This is a genomic window from Afipia sp. GAS231 (assembly GCF_900103365.1).
Lineage (GTDB): Bacteria > Pseudomonadota > Alphaproteobacteria > Rhizobiales > Xanthobacteraceae > Bradyrhizobium.
Genome location: NZ_LT629703.1, coordinates 787,603 through 800,347, shown reverse-complemented (window position 1 = coordinate 800,347; position 12,745 = coordinate 787,603). Strand labels below are relative to the sequence as shown.

12 protein-coding genes are annotated in these 12,745 nt (G+C 63.5%); 8 read left to right on the top strand and 4 right to left on the bottom strand.

Annotated elements, in window-relative coordinates; all coding sequences use genetic code 11:
- Positions 1–159: 159 nt before the first annotated feature.
- The gene (locus BLS26_RS03795) at positions 160–1,080 is read right to left on the bottom strand and encodes a LysR family transcriptional regulator (protein ID WP_092508574.1); all 921 of its coding nucleotides are present in this window, start codon (positions 1,078–1,080) and stop codon (positions 160–162) included.
- Positions 1,081–1,252: 172 nt separating this feature from the next.
- Here BLS26_RS03795 and BLS26_RS03790 point away from each other — a divergent pair, with 172 nt between their 5' ends.
- Together BLS26_RS03790 and BLS26_RS03785 are read left to right on the top strand one after the other, a co-directional pair.
- Positions 1,253–1,996 (top strand): SDR family NAD(P)-dependent oxidoreductase, encoded by a 744-nt coding sequence (locus tag BLS26_RS03790; protein WP_092508572.1) that lies wholly within the window; start codon positions 1,253–1,255, stop codon positions 1,994–1,996.
- 117 nt (positions 1,997–2,113) lie between these two features.
- On the top strand, positions 2,114–2,482 hold the full coding sequence (locus tag BLS26_RS03785; protein WP_092508571.1) for a DUF427 domain-containing protein: 369 nt from the start codon (positions 2,114–2,116) through the stop codon (positions 2,480–2,482).
- 22 nt (positions 2,483–2,504) lie between these two features.
- Here BLS26_RS03785 and BLS26_RS03780 read toward each other — a convergent pair whose 3' ends face one another.
- From BLS26_RS03780 to BLS26_RS03770, 3 genes are read right to left on the bottom strand one after another with little or no spacing between them, the layout of a single operon-like run.
- Complete coding sequence (locus BLS26_RS03780) at positions 2,505–3,476, bottom strand: HlyD family secretion protein (RefSeq protein ID WP_092508569.1); 972 nt, start codon at positions 3,474–3,476, stop codon at positions 2,505–2,507.
- Positions 3,463–5,793 carry an ABC transporter permease gene (locus tag BLS26_RS03775; RefSeq protein WP_092508567.1) on the bottom strand — a complete coding sequence of 777 codons (2,331 nt, stop codon included), beginning with the start codon at positions 5,791–5,793 and terminating at the stop codon, positions 3,463–3,465. Before BLS26_RS03775 ends, BLS26_RS03780 begins: the two co-directional genes overlap by 14 nt.
- A complete protein-coding gene (locus BLS26_RS03770; RefSeq protein WP_092508565.1) occupies positions 5,790–6,851 on the bottom strand; it encodes an HlyD family secretion protein in 1,062 nt (353 codons plus the stop codon). The genes BLS26_RS03775 and BLS26_RS03770 overlap by 4 nt, the downstream gene beginning before the upstream one ends.
- Before the next feature lie 231 nt (positions 6,852–7,082).
- Here BLS26_RS03770 and BLS26_RS35485 point away from each other — a divergent pair, with 231 nt between their 5' ends.
- The 6 genes from BLS26_RS35485 to BLS26_RS03745 all read left to right on the top strand — a co-directional run bounded on the left by BLS26_RS35485 (position 7,083) and on the right by BLS26_RS03745 (position 12,672).
- On the top strand, positions 7,083–7,256 hold the full coding sequence (locus tag BLS26_RS35485; protein ID WP_157676279.1) for a hypothetical protein: 174 nt from the start codon (positions 7,083–7,085) through the stop codon (positions 7,254–7,256).
- 34 nt (positions 7,257–7,290) lie between these two features.
- Positions 7,291–8,205: a 3-hydroxyacyl-CoA dehydrogenase gene (locus BLS26_RS03765; protein ID WP_092508563.1), complete on the top strand. Its 915-nt coding sequence runs from the start codon at positions 7,291–7,293 to the stop codon at positions 8,203–8,205.
- Positions 8,206–8,226: 21 nt separating this feature from the next.
- Positions 8,227–9,204 carry a 3-hydroxyacyl-CoA dehydrogenase NAD-binding domain-containing protein gene (locus BLS26_RS03760; RefSeq protein ID WP_092508561.1) on the top strand — a complete coding sequence of 326 codons (978 nt, stop codon included), beginning with the start codon at positions 8,227–8,229 and terminating at the stop codon, positions 9,202–9,204.
- Positions 9,205–9,283: 79 nt separating this feature from the next.
- Positions 9,284–10,504: an acyl-CoA dehydrogenase family protein gene (locus BLS26_RS03755; protein ID WP_092508559.1), complete on the top strand. Its 1,221-nt coding sequence runs from the start codon at positions 9,284–9,286 to the stop codon at positions 10,502–10,504.
- Positions 10,505–10,563: 59 nt separating this feature from the next.
- Complete coding sequence (locus tag BLS26_RS03750; RefSeq protein ID WP_092508557.1) at positions 10,564–11,415, top strand: enoyl-CoA hydratase-related protein; 852 nt, start codon at positions 10,564–10,566, stop codon at positions 11,413–11,415.
- A 30-nt stretch (positions 11,416–11,445) separates the two neighbouring features.
- Positions 11,446–12,672 carry a CaiB/BaiF CoA-transferase family protein gene (locus BLS26_RS03745; RefSeq protein ID WP_092508555.1) on the top strand — a complete coding sequence of 409 codons (1,227 nt, stop codon included), beginning with the start codon at positions 11,446–11,448 and terminating at the stop codon, positions 12,670–12,672.
- Positions 12,673–12,745 lie beyond the last annotated feature (73 nt).

Below are 12,745 nucleotides of genomic sequence, written 5' to 3'. Positions count from 1 at the left end.
AATAAGAATAACTTCGGCTACGGGCCGTACATCAATGTCAGTTCATGGCCGCAAAGGGGCTGCGGAGCCGGGGCCAATGCAAAATCCTCTTGTCGGCGGTCGCCGCCGATGCGGCAACGCCGACATTGCTCGCCCGCGCCGATCGAGATCGACCTCTTCCTAGGAACTTGTCCTGCTGTCTGCTTCACCTTCGACGGAGGGGACAAGGTTCGCGGCGAGAAAGTCCACGAATGCCCTAAGCTTGGGAGCGAGATGCCGGTTCGACGGCCACAGGATCCGAAGCGGTCCGGAGCGATCGGTGTAATCGTCGAGCACAGTGACCAGCAGACCTTCACGAAGTTGCCGGCGTATGGCGAAGTCCGGCAGGTAGGCGATGCCCAGGCCTTGCTCGGCCATATGGATCAGCGGCTCGAGCGTGCTGGCAACGGCCGTCTTCGGCAGTTCAATCTCGATGCCGGGATGTCCGGACGGCACGGGCCATTGCTCGAACTTTCTGCTGGTTGGAAACCTGTGGTGCAGGCAGGCATGAGCCTTGAGGTCATCAGGCGTCAGGGGAGCACCTTTGGCCGCCAGATAGGTCGGCGCCGCCACGAGGCGCCGGCGATAAAGGCCCAGAGCGCGTGACATCAAGCGCGAGTCGCCGGCATCGGCGAAGCGCACCACGGCGTCAAAACCCTCCTCGATCACATCGACGATCCGATCGCTAAAATCGAGATCCAATGTGACCTCTGGATAGGCCTTCATGAACGCGACGAGGGTCGGCATCATCAGCATGCCGGCCAATGGCAGGCCGACACGCAGCGTGCCGCGCGGGGCCTCGTGCGTCTGCGACAGTTCAAGTTCGGCCGCTTCGATCTCGGAAAAAATGCGCCGGCAGCGCTCGAGGAATCGGGCACCGTCCGCGGTGAGCGTGATGCTACGCGTGCTGCGATGAAGCAGGCGCACATCGAGCCGTTCCTCCAGCCGCGCCACCGCTTTGCCGATCGCCGACGACGACACGCCAAGTTGCCGTCCTGCAACCGTGAAGCTTCGGGCTTCCGCCGCCCGGACGAAGGCATTGAGCGATCCCAACCTGTCCATCCGCGAACCTCCATTTCGGACAATTTAGTCCGATATGTTTGGAATTATGGCCCAATTTTCAAAGCTCGGGGAAGCCCTCATCTTAGGGGCAACGCCGCGATCGACCGCTCTCCCTCACTCGGCGGGTGGAGACGACCGGGCGGCAAAACCGCGTTTTATCAAGGAGATAATCATGTCCTCGTCAGTCGTTCTGATCACTGGGGCCCTCTCGGGCATAGGCCGCGCAACGGCGGTCTCATTTGCGAGAGCAGGCCATCGCGTCGTTGTTTCCGGGCGAAAGCCGGATGCCGGCCAGGCGCTGGTTCGTGAGCTCCGTTCGCTCGGTACCGAGGCCGAATTCGTCGAAGCCGATGTGCGCAAGGAAGACGATGTCCGCCGTCTCGTCGACCGGACGGTCGAGCGTTTCGGGCGTCTCGATGTCGCGGTGAACAATGCCGGCACGGAAGGCCGACCCGGCCCGATCACAGACCAGACCGCGGACAGCTATGCCGCGACGTTCGACACCAACGTTCTCGGCGTGATCCTGAGCATGAAGCACGAAGCACGCGTCATGCAGGAACAACGCAGCGGGACCATCATCAACATCTCCTCGACCTATGGGCACGAGGGCGCGGCGGGAGCCTCCATCTATGTCGGAAGCAAGCACGCCGTCGAAGGCGTTACCAAGTCGGTGGCGCTCGAACTCGCGAAGTCGGGAATCCGCGTGAACGCCGTGGCGCCCGGTCCGACCGACACCGGCATGTTGACCCGCTTCACGGGCACGCCGGAGAACAAGGCAGCTCTGGTGACGACCGTTCCGATGGCCCGCCTCGGCCTCTCGGAAGAGCTTGCCAATGCGATCGTATTCATTGCGTCGGAGGGAGCCTCCTACATCACCGGCCAAGTTCTCCACGTCGATGGCGGCAAGAGCCACTAGCTCCCGAGGGCATTCCCGTTCGCGCTTCAGATGGCCGGACGCTAACCACGGCGCCATGAGCACACATTCGGAAGAGCGCGATAGTGACCACTGCACCTGCCAATACGGAGACAAGTCATGACTGACAAACCAGTGAAGATTCCGGGGCCGGACCACCCGATTTCGATCGAAGCGAACCCGTCTCGCGTCGTGGTCAAGGTCGGCGGAAAAATCATCGCCGACACGAGCGCTGCGTTGACACTTCGCGAGGCGTCGTATCCGCCCGTTCAGTATATTCCCCGTCGGGACGTCGATATGGCCGCGCTTATGCGCAGCGAACACACTTCGTATTGCCCCTACAAAGGCGACGCTTCCTACTACAGCATTCCCGCCGGCGGTGATCGCTCACGCAACGCGGTGTGGACTTATGAGGCCCCATTTGAAGCGATGGCGCAGATCGAGGATTACGTCGCCTTCTACCCGGACCGGGTCGACGAGATAAGTTAAGTTGAAGGCTTGCCGGCCCCCGCTAGTTCTCGATCCAGACCGTCATGCCCGGCTCAAGGCTTGCGGGCTCTCCTTCAGGGTCGAGGCGCAAGCGAAGCGTGTTGCGGTCATGATCGCCAATGACCCGCTCGGCCTGCCAGGTGGCGAACGTTCCGAGCGGCCGCAGTTCGGTGATGGCGGCTTTGATCGCGCCGGCGGCGCCGTTGCGCATCACGCTCGCCGCTTCTCCCATCGAGAGACGGTTGAGATGATCTTCGCGCACATTGAACGAGAGCCATTGCTTGCCCGCCGCTTCGACCATCAGGATCGGTTGGCCGGCGCGAACGTTCTCGCCCACCTCCGCGGCGACGACGGTGACAACACCGTCAGCCGGAGCACGCAGGACCATCTTGTCAAGCCGGCGCTCGAGCACGGTGACCGCTGCGGCCGCCGCCTGCACCTGCGCGTCGGCGATCGCGCGCTCCTCCCGCGTCGGGCCTGCTACTGCCGCATCGTAATTCGCCTGGGCCTCCGCGACGTCGGCACGTGCGCTGGCAACGTCGTTTTCGGCCTGGTCGAGCGACTGTTGGGACTCGAAGTTCTGCCGTGCCAGCGTGCTGGTCCGGGTGAGCTGGGCTTGCACATAGTCGAGGCGGGCGCTTGCCTTGGCGATGGCAGCCTTCAGCGAATCGACCTGTTCGCGGCGAACGCCGGCATAGACGTTGTTGCGGTTCGCGGTTGCCGAGGCCAGCGCGGCCCGCGCCTGGTCTGCCTGTGCCGTCAACTCGACCGCGGAGAGCCGCGCCAGGATATCGCCGGCGTGGACGAGCGCGCCTTTTCCGACGGCGATCGACATGAGTTGGCCATTCACCTCCGGCTCTACCCTGACTTCGGTCGCCCGCACGACGCCAACGATGGTGACCGCCGATCCGGAACGACGCTCGTAGCCGATCAGAACACCCGCGACAAGCACGAGCGCGATCGCAACGATGGCAGCGCGGCTAGCCTTGCGCATGTTCCGCTCCTCTCTTGACGGCAACTGCCGAGATCACCGCGAGGGCGAAATAGCCGAGCGCCAGACACCACAGCGCGAGCCAGTCATGCCCGACCTCCCAGATGCTGGCACCGAGCTGGTTGACGCGCACGAGCCCGTCGATCGCGGAGTCGGCGGGGAACATTCGACCGAGCGCAATGGCCGCGTCGGGGATGGCTTCGCGCGGCCATGCGAAGCCGGCGGTGAAGAACTGGGGCAGGCTGGTGGCAAGCAGGAGGAGGGTGGCGTTTTCGGGCCGGGTGAACCAGGCCCCGATGGCCTGTCCCATGAAACTCGTCGCCAGCAAAAAGACGGTCGCGAGCGCGAAGATCTGTGGAAGATGCCCGAGCGTCGAAAAGCCGTAGATCCGCGGCAGCACGATGAGATAAAGCGCGAGCGCCGGAAGGTAGATGGTCAGATGGGCGATGCCCCGGCCGAGCACGCCGGTGAACGCTCCGCCGGCGCCTGCCAACGCGGCGCCGGTCAGCATTGCCGCCCCGATCAGCAGCGTTTGCTGCAGGATCAGCACAAACGCCGCCGGAACGACGTAGCTCGCATAACCTCCCACCGGGTTGAAGATCGGCTGCAGCAGAACGTCGGCCGGGCTCTGACTCGCCAATTTCGCCTTGACGAGGCTGCCGTCGGAGCGCGCGCCTCGCGAAACGAGTTCGGATGTCAAGGCTCCCACCGCCGTCGCTACCCCGCTTGCGTTCGACCTGAACATGAAGAGGTAGGTGGCATCGGCGTAGACCGGGATGTGGGCGGTGATGCCCTTGAGCACGTCGCGCTCGGTGCCTGCGGGGATTTCGACGGCGGCAAAGGCCTTGCCGCGATCGATCGCGGTGCGCGCCTCGGCAAGCGTGCGGACGCGAACTGCAACGTTCAATGCGCCACTCGCATCCAGCGTCTCGACGATCTGGCGGCTGAGATCGCTGAGATCATTGTCGACGACCGCGATCGGAAGCTTGCGAAGAATCTGGTTCAGATAGGGTTGCGGATAATAGATGCCGTAAACCAGGGGAGCCAGGAACAGCACGCTGAAGGCGCTTCGGGTTCCGAGCACGCGCCGCCACTCCGCCGTGAAGGCGCCGCCGATGCCTCGCGGCGCGCGGCCGATCTCGGGTTGCTCGGCAGGTCGTGCCATCTCAAACCAGCCCCTGCGCTTGAGGCTCGCCATGCGCAGCAAGGCAAGGCCGCCAAAGAGCAGTGCCAGGCCGGCGAGCGCCGCGAACGGAACCGCGGCTTCCGAGACCGGCAATCCCCGCGCCGCTTGTCCCAGCAAGACGGACATGTACCAGCGCAGCGGCAGGATCGTGCTCCAGACTTGCGCAAAGGCATTCATGCCGACCGTGGGAAAGCCGACGCCGGCGTAGCCGAATGCCGGTGAGGCAAACAGGCCCGCAAGTCCGAGCCCCGTCGCCAGGTCGCCGGCCAAAAGCTGCAGCAAGGCGCCCACCGACAAATAGGCAATGATCAGGAGGGAGCCGGCGGCGATCATCAACGGCAAGTCCCCCCGGAAGGGGATTTGCAGCACGCCCTCCAGGAACAGCGGCTCGGCCAACATGATCAGGAGGAAGATGCAGAACAGCGGCGCGAGCTTGCCGGCCAGGGCTGCGACCGGATCGCCGCCGGCGCTTTCGAGCCAGTCCCGCGCGTTGCGACGGCGGAATTCCGAGCCGACGGAATAGCCCGCGGCGAGGGTGATCACCACATGGATGATCGTCGGCAGCAGGGCACGGAGCAGGAACTGCGCATAGTTCTTTTGCGGATTGACGAGCGCGATGGTCTCGGTGGCGAGCGTTCCGATGGAAGCCGGTGCGGGGGCGGTGCGCCTGGCGGGGGCAGCTACCGCCGCCGCGGCGGAAAGCGCATCGCTCAGGCCCGAGGACGCAATGCCGGCCGCCGTCAGGAACTGCTGGTTATAGAAGCCGACGACCTGCGGGCGTCGTTGGGCCTTCAGGTCGCGCTCGAAATCCGGCGGGATATGGATTGCCGAAATCGCCTTGCCTGACCGTATGTCCTGCACGGCCGTCGACAGCGTACCGGAGCGGTCGACGATCGCGAGACTCGGCGAGGCCGCGACGTATTCCACCAGGGCCCGCGAAGCGTCCGAGTTGTCCTCGTCGACAACAGTCACCCCGAGCCCCCGTATCACCGGATGGCTGAAAACGGTGGTGAGAACCACGAACGCAAACAGCGGCACGCCGAAGATCAAAAGCAGCGCGACACGATCGTGAAACAGCCAGTGGCACTCGCGCTGCGCGACCCGCCAGAATCCGGGCTTCGACGCCGGCCTCATTGCCGTGACCGCCAGTCGAGATAGGCGCTCATCCCCGGTCGCAACTCCGGCACCGGCTGGACCGGATAGGCGCGGATCGAAAACGTCCGCAAGTCGAAGTCGCCGGTGGCGCGCGTGGCCCGCCAGCTCGCATATTCGCCCTTGGTCGCAACCAGCTTGACCTCGACCGTGACGCGGCGGTCGGCGAGGGCAGGAATGCGGACATCGAACCGATCGCCGACCTTTAATCCCTTGACGAGATCCTCGCGCAGATCGAAATGAATCCAGACGTCGGCCAGATCGATCAGGGTAACGAGCGGTACCCCCGGCGATACATACTCGCCGGGCTCGACGTTGCGCTGATAGACCTGCGAGGCCACGGGAGCATAGACCTGGAGCTGATCGATGATCGATTGAACGCTCTGGATATCGGCATTGGCCTTTTCGACGTTGGTCCGGGCAATCGCCCGCTCTTCTTTTGTGTAGCCGTTGACGGCCTGGTCGTAAGCCGATTTGGCCTGATCAACCGCGCGTTCGCTTTCGTGCAGCGCATCCGTCATCTGGTCGAGACGGGATTGCGGCGCGTTGCCTTGCCCGGTCAATGTATTGGTTCGATCGAAGGTCTTCTGCGCCAGCACCAGCGCTGCCTGGGCGCGCTCCAGCTCCGCCTTCCGCGCCGCGATGACTTCCGCCCGCGTTCCGACCAGTACGTTGGCGAGCTGTGCCTCGGCGACAGCCATCGCCGCCTTCATCTGCTCGTGTTTGGCCAGCGTCTCCGGATTATCGATCTGTACGAGCACCGCGCCTGCGGGAACGTTCTGGCCGCGGTTGACGGGGATTTCCTTGACCCGGCCGTCGACGCGCGCGGCGATGTCGAGCCGCGTGGCATCGGCCTCGCCCTGTACGAGCAGCGGTACCGGCCGCAACAGATAGAAGAGCGATAACGCTACAACGATAGCTGCAACGACACCGACGATAATGGAAGGGGCACGGGTCGCCGCGCGGACGTCCTTGTCCTGTCCGTCAGGCGGAGCGTGGGGTGTAATTTGGATGTCGTCGCCAGAGGTCGGCGTGTCCATGCCAGTCTCCACTTGGTTCATGACCGTCTTGGTTGTCAGGCCTCGCCGGACTTCCATTCGCCTCGTCTGACACTGCGGCACCGTGACTTAGCCAGCGCAAAAACTTCGTCGCTTGTCCGGACGCGCTACGACTTGCATGTTCGTGCGCTCAATTCCGCGCCGGCAAACAAACGGTACGGAAGGCGCGGTCAGAGCGAGTCGAACGCGGCTTGCATGCCGCAAAGCCCCTCAATGAACCGATCGCAGGCCAAGAAAAGATATCCGCCGCGTCCGCAATGTGCAAGCGCGGGGCAGGAGGTGATCGGCGTCGCAGGCTATCGAAGAAGCAGCACAACCATTCCAGCGATGATCGTCTCATTCAATATCGCGGCGCGTATTCGCGGCACTGTCGTGGTCAAGCGCTGACCAATTGTGCGTCAGTCCGTCATACGGGTGCCACATGTCCGAAGCCGTCAAGAACAATCGAACCGCCGTCGCCAGCGCCGTCGCCGCTCGTCTGTTTGTCCTTGAGCTCAACGCCGGCCGCATTCACTCCATGAATACGGATGGTTCCGACCGCAAGACCATCGTGTCGGATTGCCACTTGCCCGACGGCATCGTCGTGGATGTCGAGGCGGGCCATATCTACTGGACCAACATGGGCATCCCAAGTCTGGACGACGGGACCATCGAGCGTGCCGACATCGATGGCAAGAACCGCAAGGTGATCGTCCCGCAGGGAAAAACCCACACTCCGAAGCAGATCATTCTCGATAAGAAGGCCGGCAAGCTTTATTGGTGCGACCGCGAGGGCATGCGCGTCATGCGCTGCAATCTCGACGGCTCGCAGCTGGAGACGCTCATCGTCGCCGGCCGCGGTGAAGCCGATAGCCGGGATCAGACCCGGTGGTGCGTCGGACTGACGATCGACCCGAAACTCGGACATCTCTACTGGACGCAAAAAGGTCCTGATAATGCCGGGCTCGGTCGCCTGTTCCGCGCCAATCTCGAAATTCCCGCTGGCCAAACCGCGGCGACCCGGACCGACATCGAGATCTTCTACGACGGCCTGCCGGAGCCGATCGATCTCGAGCTCGACCTCGAGAACCGCATTCTCTACTGGACCGACCGCGGCGACCCGCCGCGTGGCAACACGGTGAACCGGGCCTCGATCGACAACAAGCCCGCCGAGCCGGAGATCGTGGTGACCCATCTGATGGAGGGGATCGGTATCGCGCTCGACGTTCCGAACGATCGCATGTTCGTGACCGATTTCGCCGGCTCGGTCTATTTCGCGCGGCTCGATGGATCCGGCGAACGAAATTTCCTTTTCGCGCAGGGCAACCTCACCGGCATCGCCTACGCCGAAATCTGACCAACGCTTCGGAGAAATCACATGACCGAGACCAAACCTATTCGGCGCATCGCAATCATCGGCACCGGCGTGATCGGCGCGAGCTGGAGCTCGCTGTATCTCGCCAAGGGACTGCAGGTGGTCGCGACGGACCCCGCGCCGAACGCGGAAGCCGCGCTGAGGAAGTTCGTCGAGACCGCCTGGCCTGCGCTCAAGCGGCTGGGCCTCTCACCGGGCGCGTCGCAGTCGAACCTGACGTTTACGCCCGACCTCGCGAAGGCGCTCAACGGTGCCGACCTCGTCCAGGAGAACGGGCCCGAGCGGATCGATTTCAAGCAGAAGCTCTATGGGCAGCTCGACGAGCTGCTGCCGCCCGACGTGATCATCGCGTCGAGCTCGTCGGGGCTCACGATGAGCGAAATCCAGAAGGGCGCCGCGTCCCACCCGGAGCGCTGCGTCATTGGTCATCCGTTCAACCCGCCGCACCTGATCCCGCTGGTCGAGATCGTCGGCGGAGCCAAGACCTCGCAAGCGACGATCCAGCGCGCGGATGAATTTTACACCTCGATCGGGCAACGGACGGTGCGCGTCAACAAGGAAATGCCGGGGCATGTCGCCAATCGGCTGCAGGCAGCGCTGAGCCGTGAGATCTATTACCTGGTCGCCGAGGGTGTGGTGAGCGCCGCCGATGTCGACACCGCTCTCTCCTGGGGCCCGGGCCTGCGCTGGGGCGTGATGGGCGGCCTGATGCTCAACCACCTCGGCGGCGGTCCGGGCGGCATCGAGCACTTCTTCCAGCAGTTCACCGGCCCGATGACGGCCTGGTGGAAGACCCTCGGCTCGCCGGTGCTGACGCCGGAAGTGCAAAAGACGCTCATCGACAGCGTCCACGCCGAGGCTGGATCGCGCACCATCGCGGAGCTGGAGGCCGAGCGCGACGAAGTCCTGCTCGGCCTGATCGAGCTGCGCAACAAGGTTGCCAGGTCGAGCGAGGCGAAATCAGCGAAGTCGGTCGCCTGAGACCGGGCGCGACCAATCACACATCCGACACGTCCTGCAATTGTTCCGGCGTTGAAGCCGTAGCCAAAGGAGTCTCAAAATGCCCACTGCAACCGCAGCCAGCAAGGCCGCCGCACCGAAGCCGGCGCCCGTACCCAACGGCGACTTCTATCAGTTGGTCGACCTGCTCACTCCTGAGGAGAGAGCGCTCGTCAAAAAGGTACGGACCTACATGGAGACCAAGGTCCAGCCGGTCATCAACAAGTACTGGTCCGAGGATGCGTTTCCGTTCGAATTGCTGCCTTCGTTCAAGGAGCTTGGCCTCGGCGGACTCGGTTTTGAGGGTTATGGCTGCGCGGGCGGTAGCCAAAAACTGTTCGGCTTCGTCGCGATGGAATTGGCGCGTACCGACGCATCGTTCTGCACCTTTTTCGGCGTCCACAGCGGCCTGGCCATGGGCTCGATCTATCTCGATGGATCGGAGGAGCAGAAGCAGAAATGGCTGCCGCCGATGGCGCGCTGGGAAAAGATCGGTTGCTTCGGCTTGACCGAGCCGCTGGTCGGTTCGGGAACCAGCGGCGGTCTGACCACCACGGCCAAGCGTGAAGGCGATACCTGGATTCTCAATGGCCAGAAGCGGTGGATCGGCAATGCGCCGTGGTGCGACATTTCCATCATCTGGGCGCGCGACCTTGCCGACAATCAGGTGAAGGGATTCATCGTCGAGAACAAGTCGACGCCCGGCTTCAGCGTCGAGAAGATCGAGCACAAGATTGCGCTCAAGGTGGTCCAGAACGGCCAGATCACGCTGAAGGATGTGCGGGTGCCGGAAGCGAACCGCCTGCAGGGCGGCAACTCGTTCCGCGATACTGCGCGCGTGCTGCGGATGACGCGATACATGGTGGGTTGGGCCTCGACCGGCATCCAGATGGGCGCGTTCGAAGCAACCGTCAAGTACGCGCAGGAGCGGCTGCAATTCGGCAAGCCGATCGCTTCGTTCCAGATGATCCAGGATCTGCTCGCCAAGATGCTGGCCAATCTGACCGCGTGCCAGTGCCTGATGCTCCGGCTGGCGACGCTCGATGACGAAGGCAAGCTCGGCGACCATCATGCAGCGCTGGCGAAGGCGTTCTGCACGGCGAAATCGCGCGAGACCGTCTCATGGGGACGTGAGGTCCTGGGCGGTAACGGCATCGTCGCCGACTACAATGTCGCGCGCTTCTTCGCCGATGCCGAGGCGCTGTACTCCTACGAAGGCACCTATCAGATGCAGAATCTGATCGTCGGCAAGGCCATCACCGGTCACGGCGCCTTCATCTGACATCCCGGCGGCGCCGGCGCTTCGGCGTCGGCTGCTCTCTCAATCCAGGAGATATGATTATGGCTTCGCAAGCTGCACCGCTCACCCCTTCGCCTGCAACCGTACCCGGCTCCTCGCCCAGGGCGGCATTGGCGCTCGCGAATGTCCTGTACGAGAAAAACGGTTCGATCGCCTATGTGACGGTCAATCGGCCCAAGGTGCTCAACGCGCTCAATACGCCGACCTGGACCGATTTGAAGGCCGCATTCGAGGACGCAAGGGTCGACGCATCCGTGCACGGCGTGATTCTTACCGGCGCGGGCGACAAGGCCTTCATCGCCGGCGCCGATATCTCCGAACTTGCGAATGTCGACGCCTATGACGCGGAGGAGTCTAGCCGGTTCGGGCAGGGCGTGCTCGATCTGGTCGAAAATCTCGGCAAGCCGGTGATCGCAGCCATCAATGGCTTTGCGCTTGGCGGCGGCTGCGAGACGGCGATGGCTTGCACGATCCGGATCGCCGTCGAGCATGCCAAATTCGGGCAGCCCGAGGTGAAACTCGGGCTGTTGCCAGGCGGTGGCGGTACGCAGCGCCTGCCGCGCCTGGTCGGCAAGGGTCGTGCGTTGCAGCTGATCCTCACCGGCGAGACGATTTCCGCGCAGGAGGCCTATCGCATCGGCCTCGTCAACGAAGTCGTTCCTGCAGCCAGCCTGATCGATCGCGCCGAAACGATCCTGAAGCAGATCATGGCCAATGCGCCGATCGCCGTGAAGTTCTCGCTGGAGGCGGCCAACAGGGGGATGGACACCAGCCAGGCCGAGGGATTTGCGCTCGAGGCGTCCTATTTCGGCATCTGCGCGGCGACGGAAGACAAGAAGGAAGGCACCTCTGCCTTTCTCGAGAAGCGTGCACCGAAGTTCCACGGACGGTGAAACAGTCCGCACACTTGGAAAGAGACAGCCATGGCTAGCGACAATATTTTCTCTGGACTGAAAGTGGTGGATCTGGCGAGCTTTATCGCCGGCCCCAGCGCCGCGGTGATCCTGTCGGATTTCGGCGCCGACGTTATCAAGGTGGAGCCGCCGAGCGGCGAGCTCTGGCGACACGCGCACAACATGCCGCCGCAGCCAGTCGCCGAGGATCCTTATCCCTGGCACCTCGCCAACCGCAACAAGCGGGGTATCGCGCTCGATCTGAAGTCACCGAGCGCCCATGCGGTTCTCGAAAAGCTGGTCAAATGGGCCGACGTGCTCATCGTCAATACGCCGCATCCGGCGCGCGCGCGGCTGAAGCTCAATTACGAGGACGTGCTGCCGTGGAACCCGCGATTGATCTATGCCGACATCACGGGCTTCGGCGACAAGGGACCGGATGCGGATCTGCCGGGCTTCGATATCACGTCGTATTGGGCACGCAGCGGTCTGCTGTCGATGACGCGCGATGCCGGCGCACCGCCAACTTGGCCGGTGGCCGGCAGCGGCGATAATGCCACCGCCGTTGGGCTTTATTCGGCGATCGTCACCGCGCTCTATCGGCGTGAGCGCACCGGGGAGGGAGCGCATGTCACGACCTCGCTTCTCGCGGAGGGCGTGTGGTCCGCCAGCGTCTCGATCCAGGCGGCGCTGTGCGAGGCAAAATTCTTCGGGCTGCACGATCGCATGCACCCCGCCAATGCGGCGATGAATGTCTATCGCGCCAAGGATGACACCTGGTTCGTTCTCATCATAACGCCGGACAAGGTTGCAGCCGTGGCAAAAGCCATCGGTCGGCCCGATCTTCTGACCGATCCGCGCTTTTCCGATCCGGCGAAGCTGATGGCGAATATGCCGCAGCTCACGGCGATCCTCGACGAGACCTTCTGTGGCGAGCCGATGGGGCATTGGTATGAGGTCTTCAACGGCGTCCACGTGACGTTCGGCGCCGTGCGTGGGCCGCAGGAAGTGATCAAGGATCCTCAACTTCAGGCCAACGACATCATCGTTCCGCTCAGCGGCGCCGGCGGCAAGCTGACGTCTACCATCTCGAGCCCGCTTCAGGTGCATGGCGTCGCCAAAGTCCCCGCCAGGCGCGCCCCGAAGATTGGAGAACACAACGACGAGGTGCTCCGGCAGCTCGGATTCAGTGCGACCGAAATCGATGGTCTGCGCGCGAGCGGGGCCGTTCCGAAACCAAGAGAACACGCGGCCTAACATTGTCGAGGCGGCGGGAGCCGCCCTGAACCTCGATTTGCCGTGAAATTCACCAAACGGACCGGGAGTTCGA

Excerpts from the sequence above, each read along its gene's own strand:
- BLS26_RS03790 (WP_092508572.1), top strand. The coding sequence starts at position 1,253 with ATGTCCTCGTCAGTCGTTCTGATCACTGGGGCCCTCTCGGGCATAGGC.
- BLS26_RS03755 (WP_092508559.1), top strand. The coding sequence starts at position 9,284 with ATGCCCACTGCAACCGCAGCCAGCAAGGCCGCCGCACCGAAGCCGGCG.
- BLS26_RS03760 (WP_092508561.1), top strand. The coding sequence starts at position 8,227 with ATGACCGAGACCAAACCTATTCGGCGCATCGCAATCATCGGCACCGGC.
- BLS26_RS03775 (WP_092508567.1), bottom strand. The coding sequence starts at position 5,793 with ATGAGGCCGGCGTCGAAGCCCGGATTCTGGCGGGTCGCGCAGCGCGAG.
- BLS26_RS03770 (WP_092508565.1), bottom strand. The coding sequence starts at position 6,851 with ATGGACACGCCGACCTCTGGCGACGACATCCAAATTACACCCCACGCT.
- BLS26_RS35485 (WP_157676279.1), top strand. The coding sequence starts at position 7,083 with ATGAACCGATCGCAGGCCAAGAAAAGATATCCGCCGCGTCCGCAATGT.
- BLS26_RS03780 (WP_092508569.1), bottom strand. The coding sequence starts at position 3,476 with ATGCGCAAGGCTAGCCGCGCTGCCATCGTTGCGATCGCGCTCGTGCTT.
- BLS26_RS03795 (WP_092508574.1), bottom strand. The coding sequence starts at position 1,080 with ATGGACAGGTTGGGATCGCTCAATGCCTTCGTCCGGGCGGCGGAAGCC.
- BLS26_RS03785 (WP_092508571.1), top strand. The coding sequence starts at position 2,114 with ATGACTGACAAACCAGTGAAGATTCCGGGGCCGGACCACCCGATTTCG.
- BLS26_RS03750 (WP_092508557.1), top strand. The coding sequence starts at position 10,564 with ATGGCTTCGCAAGCTGCACCGCTCACCCCTTCGCCTGCAACCGTACCC.
- BLS26_RS03765 (WP_092508563.1), top strand. The coding sequence starts at position 7,291 with ATGTCCGAAGCCGTCAAGAACAATCGAACCGCCGTCGCCAGCGCCGTC.
- BLS26_RS03745 (WP_092508555.1), top strand. The coding sequence starts at position 11,446 with ATGGCTAGCGACAATATTTTCTCTGGACTGAAAGTGGTGGATCTGGCG.